Source organism: Rhizobium sp. BR 314, assembly GCF_047445805.1.
Taxonomy (GTDB): domain Bacteria; phylum Pseudomonadota; class Alphaproteobacteria; order Rhizobiales; family Rhizobiaceae; genus Rhizobium; species Rhizobium lusitanum_B.
Window position 1 is genome coordinate 88,849 of the sequence record NZ_JARWLA010000018.1, and the last position, 19,694, is coordinate 108,542.

15 protein-coding genes are annotated in these 19,694 nt (G+C 61.1%); 8 read left to right on the plus strand and 7 right to left on the minus strand.

Features of this window, described 5'->3' with window-relative positions; translation table 11 throughout:
* The first annotated feature begins 42 nt into the window (after positions 1–42).
* From phnE (QD461_RS21465) to phnN, 5 genes are all read left to right on the plus strand, one after another.
* A complete protein-coding gene (phnE, locus tag QD461_RS21465; protein ID WP_414089569.1) occupies positions 43–1,023 on the plus strand; it encodes a phosphonate ABC transporter, permease protein PhnE in 981 nt (326 codons plus the stop codon).
* A gap of 8 nt (positions 1,024–1,031) precedes the next feature.
* Positions 1,032–2,378, plus strand: a complete 1,347-nt coding sequence (phnE, locus tag QD461_RS21470; protein ID WP_414089570.1) for a phosphonate ABC transporter, permease protein PhnE — start codon at positions 1,032–1,034, stop codon at positions 2,376–2,378.
* A 188-nt stretch (positions 2,379–2,566) separates the two neighbouring features.
* Positions 2,567–3,253, plus strand: coding sequence for a DUF1045 domain-containing protein (locus tag QD461_RS21475; RefSeq protein ID WP_184708767.1), 687 nt, complete (start codon positions 2,567–2,569; stop codon positions 3,251–3,253).
* Between the two features lie 118 nt (positions 3,254–3,371).
* The gene (locus QD461_RS21480; RefSeq protein ID WP_414089571.1) at positions 3,372–4,511 is read left to right on the plus strand and encodes an alpha-D-ribose 1-methylphosphonate 5-triphosphate diphosphatase; all 1,140 of its coding nucleotides are present in this window, start codon (positions 3,372–3,374) and stop codon (positions 4,509–4,511) included.
* Positions 4,508–5,113, plus strand: coding sequence for a phosphonate metabolism protein/1,5-bisphosphokinase (PRPP-forming) PhnN (gene phnN / locus QD461_RS21485; protein ID WP_414089572.1), 606 nt, complete (start codon positions 4,508–4,510; stop codon positions 5,111–5,113). Before QD461_RS21480 ends, phnN begins: the two co-directional genes overlap by 4 nt.
* 27 nt (positions 5,114–5,140) lie before the next feature.
* On the opposite strand, the gene QD461_RS21490 is transcribed toward phnN, so the two are convergent.
* Positions 5,141–5,425 (minus strand): hypothetical protein, encoded by a 285-nt coding sequence (locus QD461_RS21490; RefSeq protein WP_414089573.1) that lies wholly within the window; start codon positions 5,423–5,425, stop codon positions 5,141–5,143.
* Between the two features lie 17 nt (positions 5,426–5,442).
* Positions 5,443–8,445, minus strand: a complete 3,003-nt coding sequence (gene polA, locus QD461_RS21495; protein WP_414089612.1) for a DNA polymerase I — start codon at positions 8,443–8,445, stop codon at positions 5,443–5,445.
* Between the two features lie 436 nt (positions 8,446–8,881).
* Here polA and QD461_RS21500 point away from each other — a divergent pair, with 436 nt between their 5' ends.
* On the plus strand, positions 8,882–9,298 hold the full coding sequence (locus tag QD461_RS21500; protein ID WP_184708773.1) for a MarR family winged helix-turn-helix transcriptional regulator: 417 nt from the start codon (positions 8,882–8,884) through the stop codon (positions 9,296–9,298).
* A 159-nt stretch (positions 9,299–9,457) separates the two neighbouring features.
* On the opposite strand, the gene QD461_RS21505 is transcribed toward QD461_RS21500, so the two are convergent.
* Positions 9,458–11,794 carry an EAL domain-containing protein gene (locus QD461_RS21505; RefSeq protein ID WP_414089574.1) on the minus strand — a complete coding sequence of 779 codons (2,337 nt, stop codon included), beginning with the start codon at positions 11,792–11,794 and terminating at the stop codon, positions 9,458–9,460.
* A 197-nt stretch (positions 11,795–11,991) separates the two neighbouring features.
* Here QD461_RS21505 and QD461_RS21510 point away from each other — a divergent pair, with 197 nt between their 5' ends.
* Both QD461_RS21510 and QD461_RS21515 read left to right on the plus strand, forming a co-directional pair.
* Entirely contained in the window at positions 11,992–13,380 is a 1,389-nt protein-coding gene (locus tag QD461_RS21510) for a dipeptidase (protein ID WP_414089575.1), read from the plus strand.
* Between the two features lie 122 nt (positions 13,381–13,502).
* Positions 13,503–14,423, plus strand: a complete 921-nt coding sequence (locus QD461_RS21515) for a nucleoside hydrolase (RefSeq protein ID WP_414089576.1) — start codon at positions 13,503–13,505, stop codon at positions 14,421–14,423.
* A gap of 42 nt (positions 14,424–14,465) precedes the next feature.
* Here the strand turns inward: QD461_RS21515 and QD461_RS21520 are convergent, their stop codons facing one another.
* The 4 genes from QD461_RS21520 to QD461_RS21535 all read right to left on the minus strand — a co-directional run bounded on the left by QD461_RS21520 (position 14,466) and on the right by QD461_RS21535 (position 19,664).
* Complete coding sequence (locus QD461_RS21520; RefSeq protein WP_414089577.1) at positions 14,466–15,641, minus strand: M20 aminoacylase family protein; 1,176 nt, start codon at positions 15,639–15,641, stop codon at positions 14,466–14,468.
* A gap of 183 nt (positions 15,642–15,824) precedes the next feature.
* A complete protein-coding gene (locus QD461_RS21525; RefSeq protein ID WP_414089578.1) occupies positions 15,825–16,886 on the minus strand; it encodes an ABC transporter ATP-binding protein in 1,062 nt (353 codons plus the stop codon).
* Positions 16,883–18,436, minus strand: a complete 1,554-nt coding sequence (locus QD461_RS21530) for an ABC transporter permease (RefSeq protein ID WP_414089613.1) — start codon at positions 18,434–18,436, stop codon at positions 16,883–16,885. Before QD461_RS21530 ends, QD461_RS21525 begins: the two co-directional genes overlap by 4 nt.
* 211 nt (positions 18,437–18,647) lie before the next feature.
* Positions 18,648–19,664, minus strand: coding sequence for an iron ABC transporter substrate-binding protein (locus QD461_RS21535; protein ID WP_414089579.1), 1,017 nt, complete (start codon positions 19,662–19,664; stop codon positions 18,648–18,650).
* Positions 19,665–19,694: the final 30 nt, after the last annotated feature.

The window sequence follows — 19,694 nt, forward strand, 5'->3', positions numbered from 1 at the left end:
TGGCGACGGCCGCCCTTTTGCTATTCACAAAGGCAGGATTACATGACGATTGCCGATACGCACCCGAACATGCAGAGCCCGCCCCAGGGCGCCAAGGAGATCGGCGACGCCTGGACCAAGATGGTGGCCCGCCGCCGTCTTTACACCGGAATCGGCCTTGTCATCCTGCTCGTCGCTTTCGTCAGTTCCGTCCGCTTTGCCGACGAAAGCAATGCCGGCCATTTCTTCGAGCGCCTGCCGCATCTCTTCGACTTCGTAAGCTGGCTCATTCCCAAGGACTGGGCCGACGTCTATCGCGCCCTCTTCGACCTGCCGAGCCCAAATGGCGCCAACGGTGCTGGCGGCGAGGAATTCAATTTTCCACTCGGCCGTGTCTATGTCTGGGGCGATTTCTACATCCCCGAATATTTCGAGCTGATGATCGTCACGATCAACATTGCGCTGGTCTCGACCATTGTCGGTTTCGTCTTCGCGGTGCCGCTCGCCTTCTTTGCCGCGCGCAACCTCTCGCCGTCGCATCCGATCCGCCTGATCGCCAAGCGCATCATGGAACTGCTGCGCGCCTTCCCGGAAATCGTCATTGCCGGACTGTTTTCCGCCATCCTGTCGATCGGCCCGATCGCAGCCATCATCGCCGTCGGCCTTCACACCATCGGCGCGCTCGGCAAGCTGTTCTACGAAGTTATCGAGAACATCGACATGAAGCCGGATGAAGGCATGCGCGCCGTCGGCGCAAGCTGGACCGAGCGCGTGCGCTTTGCCGCCCTGCCCCAGGTGCTGCCGAACTTCATGTCCTATGCCTTGCTGCGCCTCGAAATCAACGTTCGCGCCTCCACCATCATCGGCGCCGTCGGCGGCGGCGGTATCGGCGAAGAGCTGAAGCTTGCAATCTCGCGCGGCTTCGGCGCCAAGACCATGGCGCTGATGTTGCTCCTCTTCGCGACGATCATTGTCGTTGACCAGTTTTCCGCATGGCTCCGCCGCCGTCTCGTCGGCGAGCACGCCTTCCTTCTGCAGCATTGAGGTTCCCCATGTCCGTCATCGACGCCAGCCGTATGCAGGAAATCGAAGCGCGTTACCCGGAGGTCTTTCATCGATCCTTCCGCCAGCGCTATGGCGCGCTGATGATCTTCATCGGCGTCATCCTCTACAGCATCTATGCCGTATGGTTCTTCAATCTGGCGAAAGTCGTCTCGGACGCGCATTGGGAGCGCGTCGGCATCTATCTCAGCCAGTGGATCAGCTACGATGTCCAACCGGAGTTCCGTATCTCCGGCGATAAGATCAGCATCAAGTATCCGCGCTTTTCGCCGCTGGGCGACAATCCCAATCCGAACTGGGTGACGACCAATGCCGATGGCAGCATCGCCGTTTCGGTGAGCGGCACCAGCCGCATGGTGACAATCACCAAGACGCAGGCGATCCTGACGGCGCATGGCTTGACCATTCCCATCGACATTACGGGCAATGCCCCGAAAATCGTCGGCTCACAGCCGGTGCCGAGCTGGATGACCGTCTATGACGACAATATCCTCGCCAATTTGGGCTTTGCCGGAGACGTCAGCATCTCCACTGATCGCGTGAAGATCCGCAAACGCTTCCTTGGCTGGGCCAATTTCGTCTTCGACACGCATTCGCCCTTCTTCGACAAGCCGGCGAACGAGGTCATCAGCCTGATCGTTTCCGGGCCGCGGCTCGATCCCGACCAGTCCAATCTCTCGCTGGCCTTCGACAATATCTGGAACAATGGCGCCTGGCAGCACGGCGACGTCTGGACCAAGCTGTTCCAGACCATTGTCATGGCGTTCCTCGGCACGCTGCTCGGTTCGCTCGCAGCCTTCCCGCTCGCCTTCCTCGCTGCCCGCAACATCACACCGAACCGACTGCTCAATCAGGTCCTGAAGCGCTCCTTCGATTTCCTGCGCTCGGTCGACATGCTGATCTGGGCACTGTTCCTGACACGCGCCTTCGGCCCCGGCCCGCTCGCCGGCAGCGGCGCCATCTTCCTCACGGAGACGGGTACGCTCGGCAAGCTCTATTCCGAAGGCCTCGAGAACATCGACAACAAGCCGCGCGAAGGGGTGAAGTCCACGGGTTCACCGCAGATCCTGGTGCAGCGTTACGGCATCGTGCCGCAGATCGTTCCCGTCATCGTCAGCCAAACGCTCTACCAGTGGGAATCGAATGTGCGCGGTGCGACCATCATCGGTGCAGTCGGCGCCGGCGGTATCGGCCTCAAGCTTTGGGAAGCGATGCGCACCAATGCCAACTGGGCGAACGTCGCCTACATGGTGCTGCTGATCCTCATCGTCGTCTTCCTGTTCGACGCCGCATCCAACGCCCTGCGGTCGCGCCTGATGGGTACGAGGGCCAAGTAAAAAAGAGCGAGAAAATCGCAGCGCATCATCATTTTGTCACGGGAATCCGGTAGCGCAAGCCCGACAAGACCGCATTGATCGAATCGGATTTAGCCGGATTCGACCAGCTGCGGTCTTGCTGCTCTTGCGGTTTGTCGCAAATCACCCAACAGTGTCGCGCGCAGCCGATTTTTCCAAGGAATTCAGCCTTGCGCTATGCTCTCTATTTCACGCCGCCCAAAGACGATTCGCTGACTGCGCTGGCCGCCCGCTGGCTGGGTCGCGATGCTTTTTCCAATGAGATCTTTTCCGACAAGGCCATGGGTCCGCTGCCGGAAGGCCATGCCGAACTGACAGCCGATCCGCGCCGCTACGGCTTCCATGCCACGCTAAAAGCACCTTTCGAGCTCGCCGCCTCGGTGAATGAGCGCGACCTGCTCGAGGTTGCCGCCGATTTCGCCTCGCGCACCAAGGCCTTCACGATTCCGGAGCTGGTACTCGGCCAGCTTGGCCCATTCTTCGCGCTCGTGCCCGGCTCGCTGCATCAGCCGCTGCAGGATTTTGCCTTCAGCGTCGTCAAAACTTTCGAGCCGTTCCGCGCCCCGCTTTCGGACCATGATATCGCCCGGCGCAAGCCGGAGGCGCTGACGGAGCCACAGCGCGCCCATCTGCTGCGCTGGGGCTACCCTTATGTCAGTGACGAGTTCCGCTTCCACATGACGCTGACCGGGCCTGTGCCGACGGAGCGTCAGGCCGACATGCACGAAACCCTGCGCGAACGCTTTGCTGACCATTCCGGCAAAGCTCTCGCCATTTCCAGCCTTGCCATCTTCGTCGAAGAAGAGCGTGGGGCACCCTTTACCGTCCGCTCCTGGCTGCCACTTGCTGGCAGCTAGAGCATTTCGACTTCAAACGTAGTCGCGGGAATGCTCTATCTCTTTGTTTTCACGCAATTCCGGACGCAAAACCGCTTCGCACTTTTGCTGGAATTGCTCCAATGATGAAAGACCCGACATGACCAAAGAAACCGTCCTTTCCAACGCCCGCATCGTCCTTGAAGAAAAGATCGTCGCAGGCTCGGTGCTGATCCGTGGCGGTTGTATTGCCGACATTTCCGAAGGCAAGTCCGCGATCGGCGAAGATTTCGAAGGCGATTACCTGATCCCCGGTCTGGTGGAACTGCATACCGACCATCTGGAAGCGCATTACTCCCCGCGCCCTGGTGTTCGCTGGCACAAGACGTCGGCGATCCAGGCGCACGATGCCCAGATCGTCACCTCAGGCATCACGACAGTATTCGATTGCCTGCGCATGGGCTCTGATGAAGATGGCGGCTTCGAAAAGGGCGAGATGCGCGATATGGCCGATGCCATTCAGGCCGCCCAGCGCGAGGATAGGCTGCGCGCCGACCACCTGATCCACCTGCGCTGCGAAGTTTCCTCCGACAACGTCCTCGATCACTTCCAGGACTTCGAGAAAGACCCCTATGTCCGCTTGGTGTCGCTGATGGATCACGCACCCGGCCAGCGCCAGTTCCAGACCATGGACCAGTACATCTTCTACTACCAGAAGAAGCGTGGCTTGAGCGACGAGGCCTTTGCCAAGTTCGTTGCCAAGCGCCAGGAAGAATCGGCCAAGTACGCGACCCCGCACCGCGACGCCATCTCCAAGGTCTGCTCCGAACGCGGCATTACCGTCGCCAGCCATGACGACGCGACGCTTGCCCATGTCGACGAAGCCATTCACTACGGTGTCCGCCTGGCGGAGTTCCCGACCAGCATCGACGCGGCCAAGGCTTCTCATGGCGCCGGCATGAGCGTGCTGATGGGCGCGCCGAATATCGTGCGTGGCAAGTCGCACTCCGGCAATATCGCAGCGCGCGATCTGGCCGAACTCGGCGTGCTGGACGTGCTCTCTTCCGACTACGTGCCGCTCAGCCTGCTGCATGCTCCCTTCATCCTTGCGGATGAGGTTGAGAGCATTTCGCTGCCGCAGGCGATCGCCATGGTCACCGCAACGCCCGCAAAAACCGTCAGCCTTGATGATCGCGGCCGCATCGCAGAGGGCCTGCGCGCCGACCTGGTTCGCGTTCGCCGCGATCATGGCGTGCCGGTCACCCGTTCCGTCTGGCGGGAAGGACGGCGGGTCGCATGAGCACGGACGCTAATCTCGAGCCGGCTAACGACAGCCTTTCGAGTGCGACGGCCGGCGTCCTGGCGGTCGTCGTCGGCCCGAGCGGTGCCGGTAAGGACACACTGATGAATCTGGCCGCCCGGCATTTCGCCGGCCGGCCCGACGTTCACTTCGTCCGCCGTGTTATCACACGCACGGTCGATGCCGGCAACGAAAACCATAGAAGCGTTTCCGATGCGGATTTCGATGCGATGAAGCAGGCCGGCGCTTTCGCCGTCTCCTGGGAAGCGCATGGCCTGAAATACGGCATCCCGGACGAAGTTGCGGACGAGCTTGCACGCGGCAATCTCGTTATTGCCAACGGCTCACGCTCGGCGCTGCCCCATTTCCAGACCGCCTTTCCGCGACTGAAGGTCATCAACATCACCGCGCGGCGGGAAGTGCTGGCCGAACGCCTTATGGCACGCGGCCGCGAAAGCCGTGAAGATGTGCTGAAGCGCTTGGAACGCAGCACGCTTGCCGTTCAGGACGGCTACGATGTCACCGATATCGACAATAGCGGCACGCTCGAAGAAGCCGAAACCGCCATCATTTCCGCGCTGGAAGCACTGATCCGGAAGTGACCGGTTCCGATGCTGGTGGGCCGAACGTCATTCGGCCTGCCACACATCCTCATAGCCCTGGTCGTCGACAGTCAACTTCGTCCCCACGGGAAGATGAAGATATTTGACGACGAGCGGCAGCACCTCGCCCAGATGTCTGGCGTGAACCGGCTGATAGAAATCCTCGGCGTCGGAATATTCCCCGCAATGGAAAAACCAGCTGATATTTCCGCCGTCAGGCTGAGCAACTCTCGTTCCATATATCGGCATCCTGCCGAGCGTCGGCAGGGCGACGGCCACCATCTCTTCCGACGTCGCCCTGGGCTCGTTCACGCTCAGCTCTCTCCGGCTCAGTGCGCCTCATCCCAATTATTGGCGGCGCGCGCGTCCACCTTCAAAGGCACGGCCATGTCCACAGCCGGCAGGGCGGCGTTTTCCATGACCGAGACGATGACCGGCATCGTGCGCTCGACATCGGCATCCTCGACTTCGAAGATCAGTTCGTCATGCACCTGCAAGAGCATGCGCACGCGATCGCCAAGCCCGGCTGAGGCCAGCGCCGGCTCCATCTTGATCATGGCGCGGCGGATGACATCCGCGGCCGAGCCTTGGATCGGGGCATTGATCGAGGCACGCTCATTGAAGGCGCGGACGGACGGGTTGGAGGAGCGGATTTCCGGGAAATGGATGCGGCGACCGAAGATCGTCTCGACATAGCCCTTGTCGCGCGCAGCTTGCTTGGTGCTGTCCATATAGTCGCGGATGCCGGGGAAGCGCTCGAAATACTTCTTGATGTAGTCGCTGGCTTCGGAGCGCTCGATCGAGAGCTGGTTGGCGAGGCCGAAGGCCGAAATGCCATAGATGATGCCGAAGTTGATCGCCTTGGCGCGGCGGCGCACCTCGCTCGGCATGCCCTCCACCGGCACGCTAAACATCTCGGAGGCCGTCATCGCATGAATGTCGATGCCGTCTTCGAAGGCTTGCTTCAGCTGCGGGATATCGGCGACATGCGCCAGAACGCGCAGTTCGATCTGGCTGTAGTCGGCCGAAACCAGCTTGTGGCCCGGCGTCGATATGAAGGCGGTGCGGATCTTGCGGCCTTCCGCCGTACGCACCGGAATATTCTGCAGGTTCGGTTCCGACGAGGAAAGGCGCCCGGTCGTGGTCGATGCCAGCGAATAGGAGGTGTGAACGCGCTTCGTCTGCGGATGGACGTAGCCCGGCAGAGCGTCGGTATAGGTCGATTTCAGCTTGGTGAGCTGACGCCAGTCGACGATCTTGCGCGGCAGATCGAAGCCTGCGGCCGCCAGGTCTTCCAGCACCTGCGCCGAGGTCGACCATTGGCCTGTCTTGGTCTTGCTGCCGCCGGCCAATCCCATCTTGCCGAAGAGGATATCGCCGAGCTGCTTCGGGGAACCGATGTTGAAGCGCTCGCCGGCAAGATTATAGATCTCGTCCTCGAGGGCGGCGGCGCCCTGCGCCAGTTCGCCCGAAAGGCGCGAAAGGATCTGCCGGTCGATGGTGATGCCGCGCTCTTCCATATGGGCAAGCACCGGCACAAGGGGCCGCTCCAGGCGCTCGTAGACTGCCGAGAGCTTCTCTGCCGCAAGCCGCGGCTTCAGCACCAGCCAGAGGCGTAGCGTCACATCAGCATCCTCGGCCGCATAGGCCGTGGCGCGGTCGATATCGACGAGATCGAAGGTGACGTTGGATTTGCCGCTGCCAGCCACGTCCTTATAGGCGATCGGCTTGTGGCCGAGCCAGCGCTCGGAGAGGCTATCCATACCGTGGGTAGCGTTGGAGCCGCCATCGAGCACATAGGAGAGCAGCATCGTGTCGTCGAAAGACTTCGTCTCGATGCCGTAGCGCTTCATCAGCAGGTAGTCGTATTTAAGGTTCTGGGCGATCTTGAGGATGGATGCATCCTCCAGCAGCGCCTTCAATCGCGGCAGCGCATCGCGAAGCGGGATCTGATTGTCCGCCATGCCGCCGCCGAGCAGGTCGCCGACGCCGGTCTTGTGGGCAAGCGGGACGTAGGCGGCGCGGATGGAGCTGCCCGTGGGATCATTGCGGTTATCGGCGATCGCCAGCGAGAAACCGACGATTTCGGCCTGCATCACATCGAGCGATGTCGTCTCGGTATCGAAGGCGACGATGCCAGTTTCGCGCGCATCGGCGATCCATTGATCGAGCGTGGCGACATCGCGGATGGTCACATATTTCAAATGATCGATCGGCGCAGTGGCAAAGCTTGCGGCACGCGCATTGGCGAGGTCGGCCGGCTCGCTCAACCCCTCGACGGCCAGGCGCGGCTTTGCCGCCGGCACTGGCACGGAGGCTCCCTCGGTAGACACCTCGCTGCCGGCGACGAGTTCGACATTTTCACCGACATCGAGATCCGGGCCATGCGCGCCATCAGCCAGCTCGACCTTGACGACGGATGGCTCGATCGCCGCAGGATCGCAATCGCAGGCATCGGCGACGCGGCGCGTGAGCGAGGTGAATTCCATCGCCTTCAGGAAGCCGATCAGCTTCGGGCCGTTCTGCGGCTCCAGCACCAGGGCGTCGAGCGGCAGTTCTAACGGCACGTCAGTCCGCAGCGACACCAGCTGGCGGGAGATACGGGCAAGCTCGGCATTGGCGATGATGTTTTCGCGACGCTTCTGCTGCTTGATTTCGCCGGCGCGGGCCAGCAGCGTGTCGAGATCGCCGAATTCCTCAAGCAGCTGCGCCGCCGTCTTAGGCCCGATGCCCGGAATGCCGGGAACGTTGTCGACCGAATCGCCCGTCATGGCCTGCAGGTCGATCATTTTCTCCGGCGGCACGCCCCATTTCTCGATGACGTCAGGAATACCGATCTGTTTGTCCTTCATGCTGTCATACATGTGGACCATCGGGGTGACGAGCTGCATCAGATCCTTGTCGGACGAGATGATCGTCACATCGGAACCGGCAGCCTCGGCCTGGCGGGCATAAGTGGCGATGATGTCATCGGCCTCGAAACCGTCAGTCTCGATGCAAGGCAGGTTGAAGGCACGTGTCGCCTCGCGGATGAGGCCGAATTGCGGGATCAGCTCCTCGGGCGGTGCGGAGCGGTTTGCCTTGTATTCCGGAAAGATCTCCTTGCGGAAAGTCTTCGAGGAATAATCGAAAATCACGGCGAAATGGGTGGGCGTCACCCCGACCGACGTGTCGCGCGCCGAGGTCAGGAGCTTCCACAGCATGTTGCAGAAACCGGAGACGGCGCCTACAGGCAATCCATCGGACTTCCGGGTCAGCGGCGGCAGGGCGTGAAAGGCCCGGAAAATGAAACCGGAGCCGTCGACGAGGAAGAGATGATCACCTTTTTTCATGGTGACATGGATAGCGTGGCGCACCTCCAACGTCCATATAAAGTTCTGGTTTTGCAGGCTGACGAGCGCGCCGGATCTCTCACCGAAACGTTACTAATTTTTAATCAATCTAATCTGCGCATTCCCTTGAAAAACCATATTTGGAATCACAAATGTTACTCACCGGCGATTGATACGCCGAGGGTCTGACAACCGGCCTGTCCCCCGCCACGTCAGACTCGGACAAAGGCCTATCCCCTCTCCGGGCCTTTGTCCCCCTTTTTCGAGCCGCCATGGCGCCCTCCAGGCCATGGCGGCTTTTTCATGAGAAAAATACAACCTTAGAGATTATTAACCGCTCATGAAGTTGAGGATTCCCAACGGATCCCTACCCAATATTTGCTGATTGTCTTGTTTCTGAATCCTCGGCATACTTGCAATCATGGGATTTAATCGGATGGACTCCGCAGCCTACCTTGCCAGTCAATTGGCGAAGGTATTTTCTCGCTCGTTGCTGCAACGGGCGAACAAGCTCGGTTTCTCGCCCGGACAGTTTCCGATCCTGCTGGAACTATGGTCCGAAGACGGGCTGACGCAGAAGCAATTGCTGGAGCGGGTCGATATCGAGCAAGCGACGATGGCCAATACGTTGTCCCGCATGGAACGCGACGGGCTGGTGGAGCGCCGCCCGCACCCAACGGACAAGCGAGCGCAACTTATCTTCCTGACGGTGAAGGCGAGCGAGATGAAGGCCGAGGCCATAGAGGCTGCGACGGCGACCGATTCCGAGCTTCTCAAGGATTTTCGCAATTTCGAGCGCGAACTGCTGCTGGAGTATATCCGGCGCATTCTGGACAACGCCAAGCATGATTGAAGCACTATTGCATAATTCCTTAAATCGGAATCGATTTAAGGAATTATGCAATAAATCTAAAGTGTTACGGCACCTTTGCGCGTCATAAGTGACGCGCGGCGTTGTGGCAGGGAAAGCGCGCAGAGCGTTTCCGCGGCTTCACCCGAACGTGCTCCATTCTTATCCCGCCGCCCGGTCCATGTCGGGAAACTGCTGGCTCGGCCCGATATCCGGCTTGCCGAAGAATATCCCTTGAAGTTGGGCACATCCCTCCTCGATGACGATGCGGCGCTGGATTTCCGTCTCCACGCCTTCCGTCACCACGGGCATATTCAGACTGTGCCCGAGACCGATGATCGCGCGGACGATCGAGCGCGCCGCCGGATCATGTTCGAGTGCGCCGGTGAAGCTGCGATCGACCTTGATCTTGTCGAAGGGGAATGCGCGCAGATTGCTGAGTGAGGAGAAGCCGGTGCCAAAATCGTCCATGACCACACGAACGCCAAGGCGGTGCAGGCGCTGCAGCGTCGCAAGGACCGCCGTGCGTTCGCGCATCAGAGCCGCTTCAGTGATTTCAAGCTCCAGTCGCCGCGGATCGAGCCCGGTTTTTCGCAGGATGCGCTCGATCTGATCGTAGAGCGTCGGGATCATGAATTGCAGCGGTGACAGATTGACAGCGACGCTCGCGGGCTGACGCCAGCGGACCGCTTCCTGGCACGCCTGTTCCAGCACCCACTCGCCGATTGCCGCGATCGATCCGCTCTCCTCGGCAATGGGAATGAACGTCTCGGGTTCGATGATGCCGCGGTCCGGATGCCGCCAGCGCAACAGGGCTTCGTAACCGCTGACGCTATCACTGCCGACGTCATAGATCGGCTGATAGTCGAGATAGAGCTGCTTGCGCAGAATGGCCTGCCGCAAGTCGTTCTCAAGTTGCCGACGCATACGGGCGGCCTTGTCCATCTCGGCGTCGAAGAAGCAGGCATGACCGCGGCCTGCGCGCTTGGCGCGGTAGAGCGCGGTATCCGCATTCGCATAGAGCTGCTCGGCATTGGCGCCATCGCGCGGAAAGATCGCAATGCCAAGGCTGACGCCAACCGCCGTCGGATCGCGGGCGGTGTCCATCTCCGCGGCGAATTCCACCAAGATGCGCTCCGCAAGACGCGTGGCGGCCTCGGGCTGCTGGCGCATGGGCTGGATGATGGCGAACTCGTCGCCGCCAAGTCTCGCAACCGTATCGCCTTCCTCGGCCACGCGCTGGAGGATGCCGGCGACCCTGCAAAGAAGGCGGTCTCCTTCGGCGTGACCGAAGACATCGTTGATCGCCTTGAACCGGTCGAGATCCAGGCAGAAGACTGCGACCTCGCCATGCTTGCGGTTTGCCATCTGCAGCGCCTGTCGCATGCGCTGGTCGAACAGCGAGCGATTGGGAAGATCCGTCAATATGTCGTGATGGGCGAGATGCTCGATCATCTGCTCGGCCCGGCGCCGCTCCGTCAGATCGCGCACGACGAGTACGCTGCATTCGTGGCCGCGATATGTAATGGAGCGGATCACGGTTTCGACGGGAATGGCCTTGCCGTCGCGACCGGAAAGCGTTGTTTCAAGCGGAATGGCAGCTTCGGTGCAGGCCTCCAGATCGAGTGTCAGAAAGGCTTCCGGCACCGCACCGATCACCTGCTGTGTGGACCATCCGGAAATGGTGAAGAAGCGTTCGTTCGCATCGATGATCCGGCCGTCTCGGAGGACCAGCAGCCCTTCCAGCGACGCATTGGCAAAGCCACGCAGATCTGTGAGATGACGATCGATGAAAATCGCGCCGAGAGAGCTGAGAATCAGTGCCGTGGCTGCTGCGAGGACGATGCTGGCAAGAAAGCTGCGGTCGATCGCGAGCGCCTCCGAGGGCACATCCGTCTCCAGCGTAAGCGAGACACCGCTCATCGCCGTGAAGTGTAGCGAACATATCGCCAACAGCAGCAGGAGCGCGCCGACAACGATGCGCCTGACGCGATGAAGCCTGCGAAAGGCGACAAAGGCCAATGAAGCAAAGCTGATACCGACCGCAACCGACGCGACAATACGTGGCAGGCTATAGGAGAGCTTGGCCGATGTTTCTATGGCCTGCATGCCGGTGAAGTGCATGGCGCCGATGCCGAATGCCATCAACACGCCGCCAGAGGCGAACGACATCGAATTGTCCCACTCGAATGCGACGGAGATGGCGAGCCATGAGCCGAGAATTGCAAACACCATCGACAGTAATGTTGGTGACACGGCATAGGTGATGGGGATGCTGTCCTGATATGCCAGCATGGCGATGAAATGCGTCGCCCATATGCCGACACCGCTGGCAAAGGCCGCAGCGGTGATCCAGTAGCGGCGCTGATGCGAGCGGCACTCCTGTGCGCGTGCGAAAAGTAGCATGGTGGCGAGGCTGCCCATCAGGCAGGTAAATGCGGCAACAAAAATCAGCCTGATATCATGATCGTCGCGGATGCATGCAATCACTGAAAACATTTGGTGCCCCCGGAATACGCCTCTAGATTGATGTTATTTCTAATAATCTAAAGAACTTGTAAATTACATGAGCAACTATGCACATAATGACTGCCTTGCTGCAGCGAAGCAAGCTACGGTAAATTTTCGGTTTTGATGCCTCGAAACCCGCCGGGCTTTGGTCTATCGTCCCGCCAAACTCATGTAAGGAGTCGGATATGACCGATATATCGCCCGTTCTCGACCGTGCCGATCAGAACCTCCCCTCCAGCCTGGACAAGCTCTTCGAGTTGCTCCGCATCAAGTCCATTTCGACCGATCCGGACTACAAGACGGAGTGCCGCAAGGCGGCGGAATGGCTGGTCGCCTACCTGAACTCGATCGGCTTTACCGCGTCCGTCCGCGACACGCCTGGCCATCCGATGGTCGTCGCGCACCACGATGCCGGCAGCGCCGACGCGCCGCATGTGCTGTTCTACGGCCACTACGACGTGCAGCCGGTCGATCCGATCGAACTCTGGGAAAGCGATCCCTTTGCGCCTGCCATCAAGGACATGGGCGACGACCGCAAGATCCTGACCGGCCGCGGCACCTCCGACGACAAGGGCCAGCTGATGACCTTCGTCGAAGCCGTGCGTGCCTACAAGGAAACCAAAGGCGCACTTCCTGTGCGCATCTCCATTCTGTTCGAAGGCGAAGAGGAATCCGGCTCTCCTTCGCTGAAGCCTTTCCTCGAAGCCAATGCCGCCGAGCTGAAAGCCGATTTCGCGCTGGTGTGCGATACCGGCATGTGGGACGGCGACACGCCGGCAATCTGCGCCGGCCTGCGCGGGCTTGTCGGCGAGGAGATCGTCATCACCGCAGCCGATCGCGACCTGCATTCGGGCGTGTTCGGCGGCGCTGCGGCCAACCCGATCCACATCCTCACCGATATTCTTGCCGGCCTGCATGACGAGACCGGACGCGTGACGCTTCCTGGCTTCTATGAGGGTGTCGAGGAAACGCCATCCAACATCAAGGCTTCCTGGGAAAAGCTGGGACTGACAGACGAAGACTTCCTCGGCGAAGTCGGACTGTCGATCCCCTCGGGCGAAAAAGGCCGCTCGGTGATGGAACTCACCTGGGCACGGCCGACGGCCGAGGTCAACGGCATCTGGGGCGGCTATACAGGCGCGGGCTTCAAGACCGTGATCGCCGCCAAGGCATCCGCGAAGGTCTCCTTCCGTCTCGTCGGCCAGCAGAATCCAGCGGCGATCCGCGAGAATTTCCGCGCCTATGTGCGCTCGAAGATCGCCGCCGATTGCTCGGTGGAATTCCACGAGCATGGCGGCTCGCCGGCCATCCAGCTTTCCTACGATTCACCGGCGCTGACCAAGGCGAAGAACGCCCTCTCCAGCGAATGGCCGAAGCCCGCCATCGTCATCGGCATGGGCGGCTCCATCCCGATCGTCGGCGATTTCCAGAAGATGCTCGGCATGGAATCGCTGCTGATCGGCTTCGGTCTCTCCGACGACCGCATCCATTCGCCGAACGAGAAATACGAGCTGCGCTCCTACCACAAGGGCATCCGCTCCTGGATCCGTGTACTCGACGCGCTGGCTGTTTGATTGATCGGCCGGGGCGCGCAGCTCACTTTGCGCGCCCTGTACCTACTCCGCCTCGACGGTCATTATTCCGTCCCGCAGAACGAGCGTCCGCAGATGGCTCGACCAAATCTATGAGATAGAGCATGGGAATCTGGATCGACACCGACATGGGATTCGATGACATCGCTGCCATTCTGGTGGTTGCGAGCTCGAATCTTGTCATCGACGGCGTTTCGCTGGTGAGCGGCAACGCGCCGCTCGCCCATGTTCGCGACAATGCGGCAAGTGCTGCCGCGGTCTTCGGCTGGAGGTTCCCCATCCATACCGGCCGCGAACTGCCTGTCCTGTGCAAGCTGGAAACCGCCCAGAGCATCCTTGGCCAGAACGGCATTCCGACAGTAGGCAGAAGCCTGCCGTCAGCCGAACCCCTTCCCTTCAGCGACGCCTTCGCTGCGCTCTGCGGCTGGCTCGGCGACGGCAACGGGCCGAAGCGCATCCTGGCGCTTGGTCCGCTGACGAATATCGCCGCCCTCGCGCTGGCGCGCCCAGACCTTGCCGCCCGTATCGACGAGCTGACCTGGATGGGCGGCGGCGTCACCGCGGGCAATCATACCGCCTCGGCCGAATTCAACGCCTTTGCCGATCCCGAAGCTTTGGCGATCGTGCTTGCGCATGGCCTGCCGCTGCGCATGGTCGATCTCGACATCTGTCGAAAGGTGCTGGCTTGGCCCGAGGATGTTGCGCATCTGCGCCAAACGGCGAGCGAAAAGGCGCAGCTGCTCGCCGATCTGCTGGAAGGCTACGTCAACATCGCCATCAGTCGCGGGCGGGCGGCCATGGCGATCTACGATCCGACGGCAGCGGCCATCTTCGTTGCCCCCGAAATTGCCGTTCTGAAGCACGCGCGCATCGATACAGAACTGCACGGTCAGCACACACGCGGCCGCACCGTCGTCGAAACGCGCGCCTCGCATGGTGCATTCAATGCGCATTTCGCTACCGAGATTGATGCGGAGAAGGCGCGCACGATCATATTCGACGCGCTGCGTCAGGCAGCCGCCTGACGCCAAACTGGACACGCCGATGGAAGAGCGGCAGGCGCTGTTTCAGCCCCCTTCGCTCAGCTCCTGCTGCACCAGTGTCGTCCAGAAGGCAACGCCGGAACCAATCGCGTCGTCGGCAAAATCATAAGCCGTGTTGTGATGCAGCGCGCCGTCGACGGCCGGGCCATTGCCGAGCCAGACGTAGCAGCCCGGCGCCTTCTGACCGAAGAATGCGAAATCGTCGCCAGCGGTCGACGGCGGAAAACGGGTTCGTGCCTTCTCGCCGAAAACCGCCTGGGCCGCCTTCAATGCCCGCGCGGTGGCATCCGCATCGTTGACGACAGGCGGAATGCGGCGCTCGAAGTGATAGTCGGCCGCGATCCCGTACATGGCGGCAGTGCCCTGGGCCAGACGGCCGATTTCCCGCTCCAGCTGATCGCGGACCTCAGGTGCATAGGCGCGCGCCGTGCCGCCGATCTCGACAGTATCGGGAATGACGTTTAGCGCATTGGGGTCGCCCGCCTGAAGCGCGCAGGCACTGACGACGGCGGGCTGCAGGGGATCGACGACGCGGCCGACAATGGTTTGCAGCGACGACAGGAAAGTTGCGGTTGCCGTGATCGGATCCTTGCCGAGATGCGGTTTCGCCCCATGCGTACCGGTACCGCGAAAAGTGACGCGCCAAGTATCCGACGAAGCCAGCTGCGGTCCTTCGACGACGGCCATCTCATCGACATCGAGACCCGGCATGTTGTGCAGGCCATAAACGGCATCACAGGGAAACAGGTCGAAGAAGCCTTCCCCCACCATGCGATGCGCACCGCCGCGGCCTTCTTCGGCCGGCTGAAAGATGAAATGTACGGTCCCCGAAAAGCCGCGCTTGGCGGCCAGATGGCGGGCAGCGCCGATCAGCATGGTCGTGTGACCATCGTGACCGCAGGCATGCATCTTGCCGGGAATGGTGGACTTGTAGGAACGATTTGCCTTCTCCGGCATGGCCAGCGCGTCCATATCGGCACGAAGGCCGATGCGGCGCGTACCGTTACCGACCTGCAGCGTGCCGACGACGCCGGTCTTGCCGAGGCCGCGATGCACCTTGAGCCCCGCTTCCTCCAGCAAGGTAGCAACGATGCCGCTGGTACGCTCCTCCTCGAAACCAAGTTCCGGATGGGCATGAAGGTTGCGGCGAAGCGATGTGAGGAAAGGGAGGTCCTGGACGATCTCTTCGGGCAAAGACATGGGCATTCCTTCGATGTGAGGCATGATGAGGGCGTGCCTAAAGCGCGCCGCGATCTTTCAGATTCGCTTCTTGCGCTTCAGGCCTTACATTTGGCGCATGTCGTTATCGCAAAACCGCTGCACACTTTTGCGCGACATGCTTTATCTTCCCCAAAGCACCGCCTGCTTCAACCCAAATGAAGCTCAGACATCGAGCTTGTTGAAGACATGTGCCTTTCCGATAACGGTCAGCGACACCACGCTGCCGACCTCAGGCAGGCCGACGCCGGAGCTTTTGATGTTCAAGGTCTCCGAACCATTGGCGTTGGACAGGACCACAGTCACCGTGCAGACGGCGCCGCCAAACTCGATTTCGGTTACCTTGCCGATGCAGGCCGCGTCCGCGCCCACATCGGCGATCGTCTCAAGGCGCAATTGCTCGGGCCGCAGCATGATATCGGTCCGCCCGTGCGCATTTTCGGCATCGACCGGGATACGGCCGAGTATGCACTTGGCAGATCCGCCATCGAGATCGCCCGGCAACACGATAGCATCGCCGAGGAAGAGCGCGGTTTCGCGATCCCTGGGGCTGAGATAGAGAGCCTGCGGCGTCCCAGCCTGTATGAGCGCACCCTCTCGCAAGACAGCGACCTGATCCGCGAAGGACAGAGCTTCTGTCTGGTCGTGCGTGACGAGCACTGCCGTAATACCGGCGATTTGCAACACACGGGCGACGGCCTTTCGCATGTTTTCGCGCAGGCCGGTATCGAGGGCGGAAAATGGCTCGTCGAGCAGCATCAACCTCGGTTTGCGACCGAGCGCACGCGCAAGAGCTACACGTTGCTGCTGGCCGCCGGAAAGCTCGTGAGGTCGGCGCGTGAGCATATTTCGGTCGAGTTCGACCATATCGATGAGAGCGTTGATCTGCTGATCGCGGTCGCGTGCACCACGCTCCATGCCGAAGCCGACATTCTCGGCGACGCTGAGATGCGGAAACAAGGCGCCGTCCTGGGCGACTATGCCGATGCCGCGGCGATGCGCCGGCACAATGGCTTCGCCATCCGCCAAGGTCTCGCCGTGAAGCACGACCTGCCCTGCATCAGGGGTTTCGAAACCGGCGATGATACGCAGCAGCGTCGTCTTGCCCGAGCCGGATGGACCGACGATAGCTGTACGGCTGCCGGCGGCGACCGTGAGATCGATATTGTTCAGTGCGCGGACGGGACCGTAGCGCTTGCTGATATTCTTGATCGCCAGAAAGGTCATTGTCCGGCCGTTCGTTTGGATTGCACATAAAGGAGAAGGGTGAGCGGCAGCGACATGACGACCATCATGAAGGCGTAGGGTGCCGCCGAAACATAGTCGATTTCGCTCGTCAGCGACCAGAATTTCGTCGCCAGCGTTTCCGTGCCGTTGGGGGAAAGCATCAGCGTTGCCGTCAGCTCGTTGGTGATGCCGAGCGCGACGAGGGCAACGCTGGCGGCAAAGCCGGGAGCGGCAAGCCGCATGGTAACTTGCCGCACCGCCTGCGACGGCGTGCGGCCGAGCGCCATGGCGGCACGCTCGAGTTCGACCGGCGCCTGGGCGATGCTGGCGCGCAGGCCGACCATGGCGCGCGGCAGGAACAAGAGGACGTAGGCGAGCAAGAGCGTTGCAAAGGTCTGATAGAGCGGCAGGACCAGCCGGACCGTGATCGACACCAGCGCCAGTGCGACGACGACTCCTGGCAGTGAGCCGACATAATAATGGCAGGCTTCCAGAACGCGCTGCAGTCGACCCGGCGCGCGCACCGACAGCCAGGCCATGGGCGTTGCGGCAATGGTGGTGAGAAGACCGCCCGCTATCGCGAGAGCAATGGTTTGCAGCAGGGCCGAGCCGACCGTATCGACGCGCCAGATGCCGAAACCGCCGAGATACAGCCAACGGGCCAGAGTGACGAAGGGAATGCCAAGCGTCAGCACGGATGTAACGACGGGCAGCGCGATGGCAGCGCCGACAAACCAGCCCAGACGGCGACGATCAGCCGGGCGGGCAGCGCCCGAACCGACACGGGCATAGCGCTCGTTGCCGCGCGCCAGCACCTCGATGCCGAGCAGAAGCAGGCAGCAGAAGACAAGGACACCACCGAGCATATTGGCGGCTGGGCTGTTATAGGCCGACTGGAACTGATCGACGATCGCGGTCGAGAAGGTGTCGAAGCGGATCATGACGTAAAGGCCGTATTCCGCCAGGAGATGCAGGCCGATCAGCAGCGAACCGCCGCAAATCGCAAGGCGGAGTTGCGGCAGGACCGCGCGGAAAAAGACACGCCACGGGCCGAGGCCGAGCGAGGCGGCAGCATCCTCGATCGCCGGATCGAGCCGGCGCAGGGCCGCAGCGACAGGCAGATAGAGGAAAGGAAAATAGGCAAGCACCGATACGAGAACGCCGCTCCACAGCCCGCGCATGCTGGGCACGAGGCTGACCCAGGCGTAGCTGTGCACAAAGGCAGGCACGGCGAGTGGTGCCGCCGCCAGCCAAGACCAGAGGCGGGCTCCGGGAATATCGGTACGCTCCGTCAGCCAGGCCAGCGTGACCGCGAGCAGGATGCACAACGGAATGGTGCAGACTTCGAGCAGGACGGTATTGACGAGCAACTCGCCGACGCGATTGCGGAAGATCAGGGCGATGACCTCGGTCCAGCCCGTATCGATCGTGATCCAGGCGATGAAGCCGAGCGGCACCAGACTGAGGAGCGCGACGATGGACGCGAGAGCGACGACGGAACCATGCCGAACGCGACTACGAGGGGCGGCCGTCAACTGGGGCATCTGCATGGCGGCAGGTTCGCCGGCATATGTGTTCTTCTGCAGCAAATCCGAGCTGCCTTTCACGCCCTGAAATAGGAAGGCAACCGCCGCAGACGGCGGTTGCCCGATCGATCGGCCTTAGGGCCATCCCTATGCCCCTAGCAGGGCATAGGACAATGATGCAAGAGCCAAGCCCGTCCGAAGGCACCCTAAAAGCGCCGCGACGCGGGCTTTCGCCTTAGATGAGTCCAGCTTCCGTCATCAGATCGGTGACCTTCTTGCTGTTCAGCTTCGAAGGTTCGACCTTGGGCGCCTGCAGGTCGGCGAGCGGCACCAGCTTCGGATTGGAAGCCTCGCTATTGCCGACGGCATATTCATAAGAGTTGCCATCACGCAGAACGGCCTGGCCACCCTTGCCAGTGATCCACTTTAGGAATGCCTGGGCTTCCTTCTGATGCTGGCTGGATGCGAGAACGCCACCGCCGGAAATGCTGACGAAAGCGCCCGGATCCTGGTTCTTGAAATAGTGCAGCGCGACGTTCTTGCTGTTTTCACCGGTCTTGGCCTGATCGCCGAACCAGTAATAATGATAGATCACAGCGCCCTCGACCTCACCGGCATTGACGGCCTTCATGGCAACGCTGTTGCCTTTATAGGGGCTGGCGTTTTGCTTCATCGCCTTCAGCCAGGCGCGGGTCGCATCCTCGCCCTTCAGCTCGAGAAGCGCGCTGACGATCGCCTGGAAATCGGCACCGGCGGGCGATGCGCCCCAGCGGCCCTTCCACTTGGGATCGGCCAGATCGAGCAGCGACTTCGGCAGATCGGCTTCCTTCAGCTTGGTCTTGTCATAGGCGAAAACCGTTGAGCGGGCGGCAACGCCGACCCAATTGCCATCGGCAGCCTTGAAGGTTTCCGGCACCTGAGCCAGCGTATCGGCATTGACCGGAGCAAAAAGCTTGTTGGCGTCGACCAGCGCCATGCCCGGCGAATTTTCCGTCAGATAGACGTCGGCGGGAGAGGCCGCGCCTTCCTGGACGATCTGGTTGGCGAACTGCATGTCGCCGCCGTTGCGGATCGTGACCTTGATGCCCGTTTCCTTGGTGAAGCCATCTGCCCAAGCCTGCGTCAATGCCTCGTGCTGGGCGTTGTAAACGACAATGCCCTCAGATTCGGCGGCGTTCACCATCATCGGAGCGACCACAAGACCTGCGGCAAGCGCCAGTGCGCTGGTGAGATGAGTAAAGGAAAAAGTCATAGGTCCTCTCGCTTGAAAGTCGCCGCCTGC